At 37.5% G+C, this 18,608-nt stretch carries 16 protein-coding genes and 1 tRNA gene; 16 read left to right on the top strand and 1 reads right to left on the bottom strand.

Annotated elements, in window-relative coordinates:
• Positions 1-20: 20 nt before the first annotated feature.
• From BLR83_RS07055 to tsf, 14 genes are all read left to right on the top strand, one after another.
• On the top strand, positions 21-848 hold the full coding sequence (locus tag BLR83_RS07055; RefSeq protein ID WP_074561003.1) for a class C sortase: 828 nt from the start codon (positions 21-23) through the stop codon (positions 846-848).
• A gap of 161 nt (positions 849-1,009) precedes the next feature.
• Positions 1,010-2,905 (top strand): M13 family metallopeptidase, encoded by a 1,896-nt coding sequence (locus BLR83_RS07050; RefSeq protein ID WP_074561002.1) that lies wholly within the window; start codon positions 1,010-1,012, stop codon positions 2,903-2,905.
• A 229-nt stretch (positions 2,906-3,134) separates the two neighbouring features.
• The gene (locus BLR83_RS07045; RefSeq protein WP_074561001.1) at positions 3,135-4,004 is read left to right on the top strand and encodes a helix-turn-helix domain-containing protein; all 870 of its coding nucleotides are present in this window, start codon (positions 3,135-3,137) and stop codon (positions 4,002-4,004) included.
• Positions 4,005-4,591: 587 nt separating this feature from the next.
• Complete coding sequence (locus BLR83_RS07040) at positions 4,592-4,807, top strand: hypothetical protein (protein ID WP_015695792.1); 216 nt, start codon at positions 4,592-4,594, stop codon at positions 4,805-4,807.
• A 49-nt stretch (positions 4,808-4,856) separates the two neighbouring features.
• Complete coding sequence (locus BLR83_RS07035; RefSeq protein ID WP_074561000.1) at positions 4,857-5,585, top strand: ATP-binding cassette domain-containing protein; 729 nt, start codon at positions 4,857-4,859, stop codon at positions 5,583-5,585.
• The gene (locus BLR83_RS07030; RefSeq protein ID WP_074560999.1) at positions 5,527-6,885 is read left to right on the top strand and encodes a hypothetical protein; all 1,359 of its coding nucleotides are present in this window, start codon (positions 5,527-5,529) and stop codon (positions 6,883-6,885) included. Before BLR83_RS07035 ends, BLR83_RS07030 begins: the two co-directional genes overlap by 59 nt.
• Complete coding sequence (locus BLR83_RS07025; protein ID WP_074560998.1) at positions 6,872-7,147, top strand: hypothetical protein; 276 nt, start codon at positions 6,872-6,874, stop codon at positions 7,145-7,147. Before BLR83_RS07030 ends, BLR83_RS07025 begins: the two co-directional genes overlap by 14 nt.
• Positions 7,148-7,504: 357 nt before the next feature.
• Positions 7,505-8,026, top strand: a complete 522-nt coding sequence (locus BLR83_RS07015) for a transporter (RefSeq protein ID WP_234793117.1) — start codon at positions 7,505-7,507, stop codon at positions 8,024-8,026.
• 257 nt (positions 8,027-8,283) lie between these two features.
• Positions 8,284-10,134 (top strand): beta-glucoside-specific PTS transporter subunit IIABC, encoded by a 1,851-nt coding sequence (locus tag BLR83_RS07010; protein ID WP_074560996.1) that lies wholly within the window; start codon positions 8,284-8,286, stop codon positions 10,132-10,134.
• Between the two features lie 12 nt (positions 10,135-10,146).
• Positions 10,147-11,604 (top strand): glycoside hydrolase family 1 protein, encoded by a 1,458-nt coding sequence (locus BLR83_RS07005; protein WP_074560995.1) that lies wholly within the window; start codon positions 10,147-10,149, stop codon positions 11,602-11,604.
• Between the two features lie 13 nt (positions 11,605-11,617).
• Positions 11,618-12,478, top strand: coding sequence for a PRD domain-containing protein (locus BLR83_RS07000; protein ID WP_074560994.1), 861 nt, complete (start codon positions 11,618-11,620; stop codon positions 12,476-12,478).
• 106 nt (positions 12,479-12,584) lie between these two features.
• Positions 12,585-12,655 (top strand) — tRNA-Cys (locus BLR83_RS06995).
• Between the two features lie 295 nt (positions 12,656-12,950).
• Entirely contained in the window at positions 12,951-13,718 is a 768-nt protein-coding gene (gene rpsB, locus BLR83_RS06990) for a 30S ribosomal protein S2 (protein ID WP_074560993.1), read from the top strand.
• Positions 13,719-13,826: 108 nt separating this feature from the next.
• Complete coding sequence (gene tsf, locus BLR83_RS06985) at positions 13,827-14,864, top strand: translation elongation factor Ts (RefSeq protein ID WP_074560992.1); 1,038 nt, start codon at positions 13,827-13,829, stop codon at positions 14,862-14,864.
• 99 nt (positions 14,865-14,963) lie between these two features.
• On the opposite strand, the gene BLR83_RS06980 is transcribed toward tsf, so the two are convergent.
• On the bottom strand, positions 14,964-15,428 hold the full coding sequence (locus tag BLR83_RS06980) for a COG2426 family protein (RefSeq protein WP_074560991.1): 465 nt from the start codon (positions 15,426-15,428) through the stop codon (positions 14,964-14,966).
• Between the two features lie 256 nt (positions 15,429-15,684).
• Here BLR83_RS06980 and BLR83_RS06975 point away from each other — a divergent pair, with 256 nt between their 5' ends.
• Together BLR83_RS06975 and BLR83_RS06970 are read left to right on the top strand one after the other, a co-directional pair.
• A complete protein-coding gene (locus BLR83_RS06975) occupies positions 15,685-16,146 on the top strand; it encodes a CtsR family transcriptional regulator (protein WP_039696152.1) in 462 nt (153 codons plus the stop codon).
• Positions 16,143-18,584, top strand: a complete 2,442-nt coding sequence (locus BLR83_RS06970) for an ATP-dependent Clp protease ATP-binding subunit (protein ID WP_074560990.1) — start codon at positions 16,143-16,145, stop codon at positions 18,582-18,584. The genes BLR83_RS06975 and BLR83_RS06970 overlap by 4 nt, the downstream gene beginning before the upstream one ends.
• Positions 18,585-18,608: the final 24 nt, after the last annotated feature.

Genomic DNA, 18,608 nt, shown 5'->3' with positions numbered 1-18,608 from the left:
AGTGGGGAGAGCTCTTTAGTATGTTGAAAAAGTTCAAAGAAAATTTTTTGACAAATTCACTTATTTTTATCTTAATAATCGGGCTGTCCCTCTTGTTGTATCCGACAGTTAGCGATTATTGGAATTCATTTCACCAATCAGAAGCTGTGGCTGGCTATGTCCAAAATGTTCAGGATATGAGTCAAGATAAGAAAGATAAGATGCTAGCAGATGCCAAGGCTTATAATCAGACCTTAGAAAAGGGTACGATGCCTGATTTGAATTTATCAAATGCTGAGAAGTCTGTTTATAATAAAACCCTTGATGTGACTGGTACAGGAATTATGGCTTACGTCGAAATTCCAAAGATTAACACGACTTTGCCAATCTACCATGGTACGGATGATGCGATTTTGCAGGTCGCTGTTGGTCATATTCCTGGAACATCTTTACCGGTTGGTGGCAAGGGAACACACGCTGTGATTTCAGGTCACCGTGGTTTGCCATCGGCTAAGCTCTTTACAGACATCGACCGTTTGGTTGATGGTGATACTTTCATGATTCAGGTTTTAGATGAAACCTTAACTTATGAAGTTGACCAAATTCTGACGGTCTTGCCAGATGATGTCTCAGCGCTAGCCATTGACCCAAATCAAGATTATGTGACCTTGGTGACGTGTACGCCTTATGGTGTTAATAGTCACCGCCTCTTGGTGCGTGGTCACCGCATTCCAAATAAAATTAAGAATGCGCGTGTGATTTCTGAGGCTAGTCGTGTTGAACCGTTGCTAGTCGCACCAATTTTAGCAATCTTTATCTTCATTTTGCTTTTGTTGGTGATTGCCGTTTATCGTAAACTGCGATACTAAGTTGTGAGTTATCCAAAAGTTGGCTTAGAGATAGGCTGACTTTTGGATTTTTTTGCTTGAGTTAAAAGCAGAGCTTGGAAATTTATCTTTGAAAATCCTTGTAACTGTTATTCTTCTGAATTTTTGATAGAATGTTCTTAACAGATTAGAAGGAGATTCCTATGACTCGATACCAAGATGATTTTTATGAAGCCGTCAATGGCGAATGGGAAAAGACAGCCGTCATTCCTGATGATAAACCGCGTACTGGTGGTTTTTCAGATTTAGCTGATGAGATTGAAGACTTAATGTTAGCAACCACAGATGAGTGGTTGGCTGGTAAAAATCTTCCAGACGATAGCATTTTGCAAAATTTTGTTAAATTCCACCGCATGACATCAGACTATGAAAAACGTGAAGCTGTTGGTGTAGCACCAGTTCTTCCTTTGATTGAAGAATATAAGAAATTGGCTTCTTTTGCGGATTTTGCCGGACAAATTGCGGATTTTGAAATGGCTGGAAAACCAAATGAATTTCCATTTGGTGTGGCGCCAGATTTTATGAATGCGCAGCTTAATGTTTTGTGGGCAGACGCACCTGGAACAATTTTGCCTGATACAACTTATTACGCTGAAGACAACGAAAAAGGTAAAGAATTGTTAGCGACATGGCGTCAGATGCAAGAAGAATTGCTAGCAAAATTTGATTTTTCAGCAGAAGAAATTAAAGATTTGCTGGATAAAACCATCGAACTCGATGCCAAATTAGCTAAATATGTCTTGTCACGTGAAGAATCTTCTGAGTATGTTAAGCTTTATCATCCTTATGACTGGGCTGATTTTACAAAATTAGCACCAGAGCTTCCTTTGGATAGTATTTTTACACAAATTCTTGGGGAAATTCCTGACAAAGTTATTGTTCCAGAAGAACGTTTTTGGAAAGAATTTGCGGCAGAATATTATTCTGAAAAGAACTGGGAATTGCTTAAAGCAGATTTGATTGTTTCAGCAGCGACAAGCTACAACAGCTATTTGACAGATGAGATTCGAGTGCTTTCAGGGACTTACAGTCGTGCTCTTTCAGGAACACCACAAGCCATGGATAAGAAGAAAGCAGCTTATTATCTAGCATCTGGTGCGTATAGCCAAGCTCTTGGCCTTTGGTATGCAGGTCAAAAATTCTCACCTGAAGCAAAAGCTGATGTAGAGCATAAGGTTGCGACGATGATTGATGTTTACAAGAAACGTCTCGCATCCGCAGACTGGTTAGCCAAAGAGACACGTGATAAAGCGATTGTTAAACTCAATGTCATCACGCCTCATATTGGTTATCCGGAAAAATTACCAGAAACTTATGCGAAGAAAATCATTGATGAGTCTTTGTCGCTCGTTGAAAATGCACGTAACCTTGCTAAGATTTCTATCGCACACAGCTGGAGCAAGTGGAACAAGCCCGTTGATCGTAGTGAATGGCACATGCCAGCTCACATGGTCAATGCTTATTATGACCCACAACAAAACCAAATTGTCTTCCCAGCGGCTATCTTACAAGCTCCATTTTATAGCTTGGAACAAAGTTCATCTGCTAACTATGGTGGGATTGGAGCGGTTATCGCCCATGAAATCTCACATGCTTTTGATACCAACGGTGCTTCATTTGACGAAAATGGTAGCCTAAACAACTGGTGGACAGAAGCAGATTACAAAGCCTTCACGGAACGTACCGATAAAATCGTTGAACAATTTGATGGTCTAGATTCTTATGGCGCTAAGGTCAATGGTAAATTGACAGTCTCTGAAAATGTGGCTGACCTTGGTGGTGTGGCTTGTGCGCTTGAGGCTGCGAAACAAGATGACGATTTCTCAGCACGAGATTTCTTTATCAATTTTGCAACCATTTGGCGCATGAAGGCACGTGATGAATACATGCAAATGCTAGCAAGCATTGATGTGCACGCGCCAGCCAAACTTCGTACCAATGTCACATTGCCAAACTTCGATGACTTCCATGAAGAATTTGACATCAAAGCAGGTGACCCAATGTGGCGTGCACCAGAAAATCGAGTGATTATTTGGTAAGTTATTATCCAGAAAATCGTTAGAAACAAGAACTTGGTTTAACCAAGTTCTTGTTTTTTGCTATTCCTTTTTTAAAAATGTGATACAATAAACATTAGTATACCTAGAATATACCTAGATTTTTAAAATAGAAATATAGACTATGATTTTTCTAAGTTGTTTAGGATAACAGCTAAAGACCTTTCTTGCTGGGAGAATTTGAAATCATAGACTCAAAAAAGGAGACTGTATGAAACTCGAAAAATCAATGCAATTGGGTGAACTTTACCGCGAACTGCGAATCGCGCGTGGTTTGAAACTAAAAGACGTTGCACGAGAAAACCTCTCTGTATCTCAACTCTCACGTTTTGAAAATGGACAATCCATGCTTGCCGCAGATAAACTCTTAATCGCCATCTCAGGTATCCACATGACTTTCTCAGAATTCGGCCACGCGATTAATAATTATCAAGAACCGGAGACGTTTCAAATAGTAAATAAGATTAACGAATTATATAATAAACAAGATATTGATGGTTTGTATAGTTTGCTTGAAAGTGAAAAAAGCTCTGAAACATTTGATGTCTATAAGCGTTTAAATGAGTTAATCATAAAAGCATCTATTCATACGCTCGATTCGACTTATACCATCACTGAAGATGAAAAGAATTTTTTGACATCATACCTTTATGAGATTGAAGAATGGACAGAGTATGAGCTTTTTGTTTTTGGAAATACAATGTCTATTCTATCTGAGTCGGATTTGATTTTTTTGGGAAAAGCATTTGTGGATCGTGATAAATTATATTTATCTCTTCCGAGTCATAAAAAGAATGCCGAAGTTGTCTTTTTAAATTTGATACTCATGTTAATAGGTTACGGGAAAACTTATCAAGCTAATTACTTTATTGAACACCTTGAAAAGATATTAACTTATCAGGATATGTTTGCTATGACTTGGCTTAATTTTCTGAAAAAAGTATTAAATCACATGGATGAAAAATCAGATGATTTATCTGATTTAGAAACATTTATTAAATGTGTAGAAGGAACGGGGAATCCGATTATGGTTGCTTTTTTGAAAGAGAATTTATCAAGTATTTTTCCAGATAAAATTTAATTTAACAAGGAAGCTAACTACAATAAGAGAGCGAGGGGCAATACAAACATTGGAACTACAAAAGTGGTTATTTTAAAAATTTGTTTTAGTGTTTGTGTAAACATAATAAGTATCCTCCAAATTTTATATATTACGTATTATTCATAAGTTTTGTGAGTAATAACATTTATTAGGGCAGGGGAAGGGATGAATGTTATTACTTGGGGCTGTTGATTATTTTGAATGGGTTTTACGGGTAATATACAAAGAATGGAAGTACCGGAACGACTGTTTTAAGTAATTGTTTAAGGGTTAGTTTAAGCATTAGTAGTATCCTCCTTAATGTTATGTCTTCATTGTATCAGCGAAAATATTAAAATCGGTTTATTTGCAAATACGCAAATAAACTTTTTTTGTTAAGCAAATATACAATTTTCAGAAATCTTAACTTTCGGATGATATGATGGTAGTGTAATCTGTTTAAATGGTTTACGTTATCGGTAATTATTTTTCGAAAAAGAACACCTGATAGATAAGAGTGATTTGCCATTTGTATGGGCATTTTTTATCCTCTTATTTTTAAAAAGTTGAAAGGAAAACATAAGATTATGTTAGGATTTATGGATAACTACTTGGTTGCTTTGCAAGCTAAATATGCTTCAAAAGTAACTGTTAAGTGGGTTTGGGCAGTTTGCGCTCTTGTTTCTGTCATTGCAGTTATTGGTTATGCGGCTTACTGTACGTCACAATCAGGAAACTTTGCTGGCGGAATCAAGTTAGGTGTTCCTGATGTTATTCATGTAACATTTAACTGTACTAAATAATATTTCTCTTCTCTTTCTTCTTAAGAGAAATTGTTAGAATAAGGAATTTATGATTAAGATTGAACACTTATCTAAAACATATAAGCGCTTGGTTTTAAATGATATTTCAGTAACTTTTCCTGAAAGACAAGTGAGTGTTATTGTTGGTATTAATGGTAGTGGAAAGACGACATTTCTAGATTGTGTCGTTGGTTTGAAACGTCCAAGTGAAGGAGAGATTTGGATTGATAGTCACCATAATCAATCGGATACCTTCAAGGAGCAAGTCTTTTACATTCCATCTGATTTTTATCTTCCGGATTACATGACAGGAAATGAATACATTCAATTCGTTTTGGCGCGTTATCCAAATGCAGACCTTGATAAGGTCGATTCTTTCTTTGAATTATATGATTTGAAGGAAGCTAAGAATCAGCTTTTAGAATCTTATTCTTTTGGGATGAAAAAGAAAGTTCAAATTATCGCTGCTGTCTTATCAAATGCTCCTTATGTTTTGGGAGATGAAGTTTTTAATGGTTTGGATTTTGAAACCACTTTGATTACAGTAAAACTATTTCAGGCTTTACTTGATCATCGCAGTTTTGTCTTAATTTCACATAATATGACCATAATCAATCACTTTTGTGACCATATCTTTTTGATGTCTAATGGGAAATTAGTTCCTTTTACTGGCGATGCTAGTCAATTGGAAGCAGAGGTGTTACGCACGGAGTCTGTTCATGATAAAATCACGTTCATTCAAAGATACGCAACTTTTGATGACAATGTTTCTGAATAATGCTTTGAAAGGTTTCTTAAATCGCCCGATTTTCAAATCAAAATGGGTAAGACGTTCCTTTGTCACTTTCCTATGCCTGCTTTATATTTTGTATTATCTCTACAACATGAAAGAGCTGGCAAAAATATCATCCATCAGAACAAATGTTCCTCTTGCTATTTTGGAAACTGGGCAGAAACAAATCTTTTTTAGCTATTTCAGCAATACATTTGTCTTGGGTTGCTTGTCCTTTCTTTTTGTTGAGGCAACCTTGGCTTTGGATAAGACATCTTTGTATTTCGTTAAAGCTTTACCATTTCGAAAACGTGATATTCAAAGGGCTTACTCTTTGTTCCGTTTGTTGTTAATGGTTGAGATTTATGAATTAGTCATGATCATTGCAACGCCTGCTATCAAGTTGGTTACAACTTCTGTGGGAGATTTTGGCTTGTTTTTCCTTAGTCAACATTTTTCGTTCTTTCTTGTTATCATCAGCTTAGAATGCTTATCTTTAGGGCTAGACAGGCTTTTGCAAAATCAGATAAAACACTTGCTTGTGATTAAACTACTCCTAGCAAATCTTATTTTAATAACTAGTTTGGCTTATTTCTTTCAATGGCGTTATGCACTAGAATCACGATTAGCTTCTTCTCCATTTTCCATTCATGAGTTGATTCTAGGAGCATTCCTTGGTAGTTTTTGCTGTCTAGTTGTCGCTGTTTATTTGCTTTTGCATTTGCCTTTGGCTGATACTTTAGTTACTAGTCGCAGTCGCTTTATTAAGGTACCTGTTCTTGATAAAGTCACCTTTCGTTATAAAACAAATTGGTATTATTTGATTTTTCCTGTGATTGTTCTTGGCATTATGGCTTATCAGAGTGGTGTAAAAGCAGTTCTGGCAGTCTTACCAACATTGCTTGCGTTTAATGGCTTATTATTACTTTCACATGGCGATAGCACAGAGGATTTCCGACATCAGTATAATCTCCTGCGGATTACAGTATGGGAAGAATACTTTGGTCAGTATTTGCTTCTTGTATTGTTGGAAATACCTTTATTGATTTGCTTTGCCTTTCATTTAGCTACTATTAACCAAGTGATGGTGTCAGTTGCTTTTGCTCAATCAGCTTTGATGCTGGGCTATCTTTTCCCAAAATCACGCGGGAATCTTAATGAGACCACGTCAATGTTTTTATTAGGGATTGTTTTTATCTTAGTCACGCTTGTTGTGAAAAATGCAAGCTTGGGTTTGATAGTTATTATCCTATTAGCAGGTATTCACTATAGTCTTCTTAGGAGGTTAAGATATGAAAGATTTTAGTCGTTGTCTAGGGATTAGTGTAGTGACCTACGCTGCCTTAGTTGTGTTTACAAGCCTTTGGAAATTATTTCAGCTTGGCGGATCGTCAGCTTCAGTAAAAACTTTGTTAGGCATCACCATTGATAACAAAATTACTGAGCACAAGATTTCCACAACATTTGGCTTGTCTTGGCAAACATTAATTGCATTTATCATTTATTTTTGCCTTGTCTATGCTTTAACCTATCTCACTGATAGATTCAGCGAAAAGAAACATGATTGACTTGTTTAGTTTAGTTGTTATTACGATTTTGTCAGTTTATGCTGCGGTCGGATTACATGAGATATTGCATTACTTGGTGGCACGAGCACTGCATTACCAAGCGTGTTTTAAACACGTTGGTGTTCTGGCTTTTCAAGTGGAGTATAGAAATCAAAACTGTCCCTTAGACAATTTCTTAATTGCTTTTATATCCCCATTTCTATTGACTATTATTGGCATTTTAATCCCTCTAAATTACTACACCCTCGTATTGAAGGTAACTTGTCTAATGAATCTGTTTAACCTCTTACCATTCACAGCAGATGGCGAGGTGATTTTACTGTCAATTGTTCAGCTAATTCAAAAGGAGAAAAAATAGTGAAAAATAAAAAAATGAAACTTGGTCTCTTTATCGTTTTGTTTGCGATTATTTTTGGTGGTGGTTATATCGTTACCAATAAATTAAATGGAACAAGTGCTTATGTTGATGAAACGGCTCAGCTGGTTAAAGATAATCCAGCTGATGTGGTTAGTCGCTTAGAAGCCAAAGAACAAGGCATGTATTATTTTGGCTTTCCAACCTGTCCGTGGTGTGTTGAGTTATTGCCTGTCTTAGACAAGGAATTACAAGCAGACCATGGTAAAGCCTATACAGTCGATGTTCGAGGTAAACATTATAGTGACTCTGACAATGCTATCGTGAAAAAATTCTCTCAAACTTATACCAAAGAAGACAAATTATACGTTCCTTTTGTCGTTGCAATTAATAGTTCAGGAGATGTTAAAGTTCACGTCGGTACGGTCGATGACCACGATGCCACTAAAGATAAAATGACTAAAAATCAAGAAAAACGTCTGGTTAAAATCCTGGACAAAATGATTACCTTTAGTCAAAGCTGAAAGATAAATATTTGTTTTTAAAGAGATGATTGATTTCTCGTTAAGGGAAATTCTGGTCGTCTCTTTAATTTTTTTAAAAACGTTTCCAAAAAAATGTTGACGCTTACAAAAAAGAATGCTATACTAATACCAGAAATTAAATAAATGGCATGTAACTGGTCAAGCAGGCATAACCGAATTAAACTGAGAGTAATGTTAGGATTACTTTGAGTTTAGTTCGGTTTTTTCTTTTTTCCAGTTACTAAAGGGGAGGTATTATGTCTGTTCAAGAATTAGCTCAAGCTATTTTAAACTTGGTTGGTGGAAGTCAAAATGTTTCTAACTTAGAACACTGTTCGACTCGTTTGCGATTCAATCTTGTTGACGATTCAAAAGCTGATTTGGAAGCTTTAAAAAAACTATCAGGAGTGCTAGGAGTTGTTCAAAATGTTCAAACACAAATCATTATTGGAAATTCAGTAGTTGAAGTATATAATGAATTAGAACACTTATTAGCTGATGGACCGAAGGCTAATGCTGACAATAAGAAAGGCCAATCAATCGGGACACGCATTTTAGATTTTGTTTTTTCCATTTTTCAACCTTTGATTCCAGCTATTGCTGGTGGAGGGATTTTAAAATCTTTCTTGATGTTATTTGCCCTTTTGGGATGGTTGGATAAAAGTACTCAAACTTATCAAATCTTAACTTTTATCGGTGATGCTCCGCTAAGATTTTTACCTTTACTAGTTGCTGTGACAACTGCTAAGAAAATGAAAGTTAATCAATTGGTTGCTTTATCAGCGGTTGCTTGTTTATTGACACCAGACTTAACGACTGTGCTTGGTGAAGGAGCTAAGTTGTTTGGTATTGGCTTGACCAATGTCAACTATGCTTATCAAGTTTTCCCAGCGATTTTGGCAGTTCTAGTCTATGCTCACTTGGAAAGATTTTTCACAAAAGTGACTCCGAAAGTGGTTCGTAGTTTCTTTGTGCCAATGTTTAGCTTGTTGATTGTTGTTCCTCTTACTTTGTTTGTTTTGGGACCACTCGGCTTTACGTTTGGTCAAGGTTTTGCAGCAGTTATCATGTTTATGTTTGCTAAGTTCGGCTGGATTGCCGTTGCAGTCTTAGCAGCATTCTTACCATTCATGGTTGTAACTGGTATGCACAAGGCAATGATTCCTTATGTTATCACTGCTTTAGGTCAATCTGGTAAAGAAATTATCTACAATGCAGCCTCATTAGCTCACAATATTTCAGAAGCAGGAGCTAACTTTGCCGTTGCTATCCGTACGAAAAATAAAGATTTGCGTTCAACAGCTATTTCAGCAGGTATTTCAGCTCTTTTCGGAATTACAGAACCTGCCCTTTATGGGGTAACTATCCTACACAAACGTGTCCTTTATGGTGTTATGGTTGGTAGCTTCATTGGTGGTGCTTCTTTGGGAGCAATGGCAGTTGAAGCTTATGTAGCTGTCGGACCAGGTTTAGCGACATTGTCAATGTTTATTTCTGATAAATTGCCAAATAACTTGTGGCACGCTGTGATTGGTCTTGTCATTTCATTTGTGGCTTCATTTGTAGCAACTTTCCTTTTGTGGAAGGAAGAGGCTGTAGAAACTGAAGGAGCAGAAAAAGCTATCTGTGATAAAGAGGTTTTGGAAACAGCTAAAGCATCTCAAGCCATTCTTGATACACCAGTTGAAGGAACAGTTGTTCCTTTGGAAAATGTTAAAGACGCTGTTTTCTCTGCTAAAATTTTAGGAGACGGAATAGCTATTAAACCAAGCAAAGGGGAGTTATATTCTCCTGTTGATGCAGTGGTAAAAATGGTTTATAAGACAAAACATGCGATTGGTTTACAAACCGCAGACGGTCACGAAATTTTAATTCATATTGGAATTGATACGGTTAATCTAGAAGGAAAATTCTTTGATGTTCTTGTCAAAGAAGGTCAAGCTGTCAAACGTGGTCAACTTTTGATTATTTTCGATGCTGATAGAATTGTCGAAGCTGGCTTTGACACAACCACAATGATGATTTTCACAAAACCAGCCAATGTTACTTTTGATGTTACAGATAAAGCGATTGTTCATCAATTTGAACCGCTATTGATGCTAAATTAGGAAGGATAAAAAATGTCAACGTTTAAAAAGAATTTTTTATGGGGTGGCGCCTTAGCTGCTAATCAAGTTGAAGGGGCTTGGAATGAAGCAGGTAAAGGTTTGTCAGTTGCGGATGTTGCTCTCTTTAAACCAAATCTTGATGTGAGTGACTATGCTGGTCATAATAAAATCACGACACCTATGATTGAAGAGGCTGTCAAGACTCAGGATGCGACTTATTATCCAAAACGTCGTGGAATTGATTTTTACCACCGTTATCCAGAAGATATTAAATTATTTGCGGAAATGGGCTTTAAGACCTTGCGAATTTCAATTGCGTGGACACGTCTTTTTCCTAAAGGTATTGAAGAAGAGGCAAATCCTGAGGGAATTGCTTACTATCGCAATCTTTTTAAAGAATTAAAAGCTAACCATATCGAACCTATCGTGACATTGTCACATTATGAAATGCCTTTGTATTTGAGTAGGACTTATAACGGTTGGGTTGACCGTCGTTTGATTGAATTGTTTGTGCGTTATGCAAAAGTTTGTTTTAAAGAATTTGGGCAATATGTCCGATATTGGTTGACCTTTAATGAAATTGATAGTGTAGGACGTCACCCGTTTACGACAGCTGGAATTATTCCAGATCAATGTATCGATTATACTTTGGATGAAGCTATTTATCAGGCGTTGCATCACCAATATCTTGCCGCTGCGCTTGTAACGAAACTCTGTCATGAAATGATTCCAAATAGTCAAGTTGGCTGCATGTTAACTAAGTTAACCACTTATCCAAATACCTGCAATCCACAAGATGTTTTGTTGGCTTTGGAACGTAATTTAGATAACTATGCTCCAGCAGATATCCAAATTTTTGGAGAATATCCAGCTCTTTACAAGACATTTCTAGCCAATAAAGGAATTCATTTACAAATTACCGAAGAAGATGAAGCAATTTTGAAAGCAGGGACAGCTGATTTCTTGGCATTTAGTTATTATATGTCACGAACTGAATCTGCAGACCCTAATAAAGAAAAAGCGGCAGGTAACACAATCATGAGCGTGAAAAATCCTTATCTAGCTTCAACAGATTGGGGCTGGCAAATTGACCCTGTTGGCTTGCGTATTTCTTTGGTAGAATTGTATGATCGTTATCATGTGCCGTTGATTATCGTTGAAAATGGTATGGGAGCCCATGATCAATTAGGTGATGACGGATGTGTTCACGATGATTATCGTATTGATTATCTACGTGCTCATATTGCAGAAATGAAGAAAGCTGTTGAAATGGGAGTTGACTTATTTGGTTATACAAGTTGGGCACCAATTGATTTGATTAGCGTATCAACTTCTCAAATGAGTAAACGCTACGGCTATATCTATGTTGACCAGGATGATTTAGGAAAAGGAAGTTTGAAACGTTATAAGAAAGATTCTTTTTATTGGTATCAAAAAGTAATTGCCTCAAATGGAGAAGATTTAGACTAGGAGAGATTTCCCTGTGAAAATAAAAAAATCTTTAAATGCTAATGCCGTTTTGGCTGTAAATGAAGATAATAGTGAGTATATTCTTTTTGGAAAAGGAATTGGTTACGGTAAAAAAATTGGTGATGAAGTCGATTCAGATGCGGTTAATCAGACCTTTATTCCCATGAAAAACTCAGAATTTGAAGAGTATCTTGGCATTTTGGAATCCATACCGCCCGAATTACTTGAGGTAACCAGAAAGATTGTCGATGAGGCGCAAGAAAGTTTGAATTGTCAACTTAATCCAAGTATCTATTTTATGTTAAGTGATCATTTGAATTTTGCTATTGAGCGCTTTAAAAATAATGTTACCATTACCAATCGTGTCTTTTGGGAGATTAAGAATTATTACCCTGAAGAATTTAAGCTTGGTCTGCTTGCTCTGAAACTCATCAAACGAGAGTTTGGTTTGATTTTGCCAGAAGAAGAAGCTGCCAATGTCGCTTTTCATATCATCAATGCTCAGACGACATCAGGTCGCAAGGGTGATGGGATGAATTACGCCAAATTGATAGCTTCGGTAAACAGCATTATCCGCTACAGCATTAATTTTGAAATTGATAGTCATAGCATCCACTATCAACGTTTCATAACACATTTGAAGTTTTTTGCGGAGCGTTTTTTTAGCGATAGCATGCTAGAAGACGATTCTAATCAACTCTTTGATCAAATCGCAGTGCTTTATCCAAGAGCTATTGAAATATCATTTTTGATAAAAGATCATTTGGAGTTAATCTACCATAAAAAAATCACTAAAGATGAAATTGCTTATTTAGCCATTCACATTAATCGAATGCTCACAGCACAAGAAATTGCACAGAATAACAAAGACTAACCAAAAAGCTGGAACCAAGTTCCAGCTTTTTTCATAATCCTCTTTTAGAATTTCACGAATTAGGCTTGACGTGATTTTGATTTTAGGGTAAAATGGTATCTGTTATGGCGGTATAGCCAAGTGGTAAGGCACGGCTCTGCAAAAGCTTGATCGTCGGTTCAAATCCGTCTACCGCCTTCATAATGTCAAGTAAGCTCGAGTTAATCGAGCTTTTTTTGTTTTATCTGAGAAAAAATCATGAAAATTTCATGGACATTTTCAGTTATCAAAAGGCTTTTAAAAGCTTAAAATAAAAACTCTTTCAAGCCGCATATGGCTTGCCAATAGCCTGCTTTTATGGTAAACTATGATAGTTGTATTATGCAACAAATACTCATTCTGGATGTATTGTGAGTCTGTTGCTCATCGTGAGTGGATTTGCAAGATGAAGTCTGGAAGAGGAAAAAAACATTTTATAAAGGAGAAACTACTCATGGCAGTAATTTCAATGAAACAACTTCTTGAAGCTGGTGTTCACTTCGGTCACCAAACTCGTCGCTGGAACCCTAAGATGGCTAAATACATCTTCACAGAACGTAACGGTATCCACGTTATCGACCTTCAACAAACTGTAAAAATGGCTGACGCAGCTTACGAATTCGTTCGTGATGCAGCTGCTAACGACGCTGTAATCTTGTTTGTTGGTACTAAAAAACAAGCTGCTGACGCTGTTAAAGAAGAAGCAGAACGCGCAGGTCAATACTACATCAACCACCGTTGGTTGGGTGGAACTCTTACAAACTGGGATACTATCCAAAAACGTATCGCTCGTTTGAAAGAAATCAAACGTATGGAAGAAGATGGAACTTTTGAAGTTCTTCCTAAGAAAGAAGTTGCTCTTCTTAACAAACAACGTGCTCGTCTTGAAAAATTCTTGGGCGGTATCGAAGATATGCCACGTATTCCAGACGTAATGTACATTGTTGACCCACACAAAGAACAAATCGCTGTTAAAGAAGCTAAAAAACTTGGTATCCCTGTAGTAGCTATGGTTGATACTAACGCTGATCCAGATGATATCGATGTTATCATCCCAGCTAACGATGACGCTATCCGCGCCGTTAAATTGATCACTTCTAAATTGGCTGACGCTGTTATCGAAGGACGCCAAGGTGAAGATGCTGACGCTGATTTTGCAGCAGAAGCAAAAGTTGATTCAATCGAAGAAATCGTTGAAGTTGTAGAAGGCGACAACGAATAAGATTAGAGGCTTAACAGTCTTTGATATGCTTTAAAACGGGGCAGAAAGCAAACCGCTCTGTCTCGTTTTTATTATTTGGTAAACAAAAAAATCCTGGAGGACATAAAAATGGCAATTACTGCAGCTCAAGTAAAAGAATTGCGTGAAAAATCAGGTGCTGGTGTCATGGACGCTAAAAAAGCACTTGTTGAAACTGACGGTGACATGGAAAAAGCAATTGAATTGCTTCGTGAAAAAGGTATGGCTAAAGCAGCTAAAAAAGCTGACCGCGTTGCTGCTGAAGGTTTGACTGGTACTTACGTTGACGGTAACGTTGCAGCAGTTGTTGAAGTTAACGCTGAAACTGACTTCGTTGCTCAAAACGCACAATTCGTTGAATTGGTTAAAGAAACAGCTAAAGCTATCGCTGAACAAAAACCTGCTAACAACGAAGAAGCACTTAAAGTAACTTTGGCTTCAGGTGATACTTTGGAAGCAGCTTACGTTAACGCAACTGCAACTATCGGTGAAAAAATCTCATTCCGTCGTTTTGCACTTATCGAAAAAACTGACGAACAACACTTCGGTGCTTACCAACACAACGGTGGACGTATCGGTGTTATCACTGTTCTTGAAGGTGGCGACGAAGCTCTTGCAAAACAAGTTTCAATGCACGTTGCAGCTATGAAACCAACAGTTCTTTCATACAAAGAACTTGACGAACAATTCATCCACGATGAATTGGCTCAAATGAACCACGCTATCGATCTTGATAACGAATCACGTGCAATGGTTAACAAACCAGCTCTTCCACACTTGAAATATGGTTCTAAATCACAATTGACTGATGAAATCATCGCTCAAGCTGAAGAAGATATTAAAGCAGAACTTAAAGCTGAAGGTAAACCAGAAAAAATCTGGGATAAAATCATCCCTGGTAAAATGGCTCGCTTCATGCTTGACAACACTAAAGTTGACCAACAATACACACTTCTTGCACAAGTTTACATCATGGACGACAGCAAAACTGTTGAACAATACCTTGATTCAGTAAACGCAAAAGTTGTTACTTTCGCTCGTTTCGAAGTTGGTGAAGGTATCGAAAAAGCAGCTAACGACTTTGAATCAGAAGTTGCAGCTACAATGGCAGCAGCTCTTAACAAATAAGACTAGCTTGCTAATATAAAAAGAAGATCACTTAGTGGTCTTCTTTTTTTGTGTGTAACATTAAAGAGCTTGGAATTTCCAAGCTCTTGTTTTTTCAAATTAAGATAAAGCGCCCAAACCAAGAACAGTTAGTGTTCCCATGATTAAGCCTGCAAGGATAACCCCTAGCATAACCGCTGTAATACTGCGTTTGAAGTCCCAGTCAAGAATTGAAGCAGCAAGTGTTCCTGTCCAAGCTCCTGTTCCAGGAATTGGAATTCCTACAAAGAGAAGAAGAGCAATGAAAATTCCTTTGTCACCAGCAGTATCTGCAAGTTTTTTACCGCCTTTGTGACCTTTTTTCAAACACCAAGTAAAGAAACCGCCGATAACAGGTTTATCAGCTCCCCACTCTAAAACGCGGCGAGCAAAGAAGAAGATAATTGGAACTGGAAGCATGTTGGCAACAACCCCGATAATCAGTGCTTGCCACATTGGAATACCAGTTGCGATAGCATAAGGAACAGCACCACGAAGCTCAATAAGTGGCACCATGCCGATTAAAAATGTAATAATATAGTTCATTACTTGAAACCTTTCATTTGTTACAAGGTTAATTGTATCTTATCTAGGAAACAAACTCAACTAAAATCTGTTCTAATAGAAAAATACTATTGGTTAGTAGCTGTTATTTTTCTAACTTGTGAGAAAAGCTTAGTATAGCAGGTCATTTGGTGTATTTTCGTTTATAAAAAGTGATATTTTTGTTATAATGATAGTCAGTTATAGTCAAAGAGAGTCCATCTTGAAATGGTCTTTAATCTTGAAAAGGAGGAAGCTAATGGCAAAAAATACATCTGATAGTATTGAAGAATACATCAAGCAATTACTTGCCCAATCAGGTATTGCTGAGATTAAGCGGTCAAACTTGGCAGATGCCTTTCAAGTTGTTCCTAGCCAAATTAACTACGTGATCAAAACACGTTTTACAGAAAGTCGTGGCTATACAGTCGAAAGTAAGCGTGGTGGCGGTGGCTATATTCGTATTGCTAGAGTGCGATTTTCAGACCAACACCAAATGTTTGACAACCTTATGGCAAATATCGGTGAACGTATCAGTGAGCAAGTCTTTACAGATTTGATTCAATTACTTTTTGACGAAAAAATTATTAGTGAACGTGAAGGAAATCTGATTTTAGCAACAGCTACTGATGAAGTTTTAGGAAAAGATGCTCCAGAAATTCGAGCACGTATGTTGCGAAAAATCTTACAAAGATTAGATAGAAAAGGATTCCATTTATGAGTGAATATTCAATGAAAATGCAGGAGGTTTTCAGTATCGCCCAGTACCAGGCGGCGCGATTTGAAAGCCCATATTTAGAAAGTTGGCATGTGCTTTTAGCCATGGTAGCTGTTCATGATTCAGTGGCAGGGTTGACATTTGCTGAATACCAAAATAAGATTGCTTACGAAGAATACGAAGCAGCAGCTGTTTTGGCGCTTGGAAAATCACCTTTGGCAGATGTGAAAAATGTGCAGTTCTTAGAACAATCTAAAGCTTTAAAAGACGTTTTAGCTTTTGCTGAGTCAATTTGCAAAGTGACTGGCGGCACTGAAGTCGGAACAGAGCATGTCCTTTATGCCATGTTGTTAAATCTTGATTTGTTTGCGACACGTCTTTTGGAAGTTGCTGGATTTAAAAATAAAGAAGATGGTGATTCAGCACGTTTGCTTGATTTGCGTAAATCATTGTCACGTAATGCTGGATTTACTAAAGAAAAAATCAAAGCTATCCACGATCTTCGTAAACCGAAAAAAGCCACAATGGGCGGTGCTTTCTCAGAAATGATGAAACCTCAGTCAACAGCGGGAGAATTATCAGATTTCACGCGTGATTTGACAGAAATGGCACGCCAAGGGAAATTGGAACCAGTTATTGGTCGTGAAAAAGAAATTTCTCGCATGGTGCAAGTTCTTAGTCGTAAAACAAAGAATAATCCTGTCTTGGTCGGTGAAGCTGGTGTCGGTAAAACAGCACTTGCTTACGGTCTAGCACAGCGTATTGTTAATGGTGAAATTCCTTATGAACTTCAAGACATGCGCGTTTTAGAGCTTGATATGATGAGCGTTGTAGCGGGGACTCGTTTCCGTGGTGACTTTGAGGAACGCATGAACCAAATCATCTCAGATATTGAAGAAGATGGTCATATTATCCTCTTCATTGATGAAGTGCATACCATTATGGGTTCTGGTTCTGGAATTGACAGTACGTTAGATGCTGCCAATATCTTAAAACCTGCTCTTGCACGTGGTACGCTTCACATGGTTGGTGCGACAACTCAAGAAGAATACCAAAAACACATCGAAAAAGATGCGGCTCTTTCACGTCGTTTTGCGAAAATTACGATTGAAGAACCAAGTGTTGAAGATGCTTATCAGATTTTACTTGGACTTAAGAAATCTTATGAAACTTTCCACAATGTAACGATTTCTGATGATGCTGTGTTGACAGCAGTTAAAGCTGCCCACCGTTATTTGACAAGTAAGAATCTACCAGACTCAGCTATTGATTTGCTTGATGAAGCTAGTGCAACTGTTCAAGGCTTGGTGAAAAAAGAAACACCTTCTGATTTAACTCCAGCTGACCAAGCTATCTTAGAAGGTGATTTCAAAAAAGCTACAAAATTGCTAAAAGCATCACGTAAAGCTGTGACACGTAAGCCAACAGCTGTGACAGAAGATGATATTATGGCAACTCTTAGTCGCTTGTCAGGTATTCCTGTTGAAAAAATGACGCAAGCCGACAGCAAGAAATATTTGACGCTTGAAAAAGAATTGCACAAACGTGTTATTGGTCAAGATGCTGCGATTTCTGCCATTAGCCGTGCTATTCGTCGAAATCAAGCTGGTATCCGTACAGGAAAACGTCCAATTGGTTCATTTATGTTCTTAGGACCAACTGGTGTTGGTAAGACAGAATTAGCTAAAGCTTTAGCAGAGCTACTGTTTGATGATGAATCAGCGCTTATCCGCTTTGACATGTCTGAATACATGGAAAAATTTGCGGCGAGTCGTTTGAACGGAGCGCCTCCAGGATATGTTGGTTACGAAGAAGGTGGCGAGTTAACTGAAAAAGTTCGCAACAAACCTTATTCAGTGCTACTTTTTGATGAGGTTGAAAAAGCTCATCCAGATATTTTCAATGTCTTACTTCAAGTCTTGGATGATGGCGTGTTGACAGATAGTCGTGGTCGTAAAGTTGACTTCTCAAATACGATTATTATCATGACGTCAAACCTTGGTGCAACTGCCCTTCGTGATGATAAGACAGTTGGATTTGGAGCGCGTGACATGGCTCATGATTACGATGCTATGCAAAAACGCATCATGGAAGAGCTTAAGAAAACTTACCGTCCAGAATTCATCAACCGTATTGATGAAAAAGTTGTCTTCCACCACTTAACACAAGAAAATATGCGTGATGTTGTTAAAATTATGGTTAAACCATTGATTGCAACATTGGCTGAAAAAGATATCACTCTTAAATTCCAACCATCAGCGCTTAAATACCTTGCTGAAGCTGGATACGACCCAGAAATGGGTGCCCGTCCTCTTCGCCGTACCTTACAAGATAAAGTCGAAGATAAACTATCAGAGCTTATTCTATCAGGCAAATTAGCAAGTGGAAATACTCTTAAAATTGGTGTCTCAAAAGGACAACTTAAATTTGATATTGCATAAAAAATAACCCTGCTCAGTTTATCT

The sequence above is a fragment of the Streptococcus equinus genome, from assembly GCF_900101445.1.
GTDB lineage: Bacteria > Bacillota > Bacilli > Lactobacillales > Streptococcaceae > Streptococcus > Streptococcus equinus_B.
Note: the sequence above shows the minus strand (reverse complement) of the source record. Positions and strands in the feature narration are given on the sequence as shown.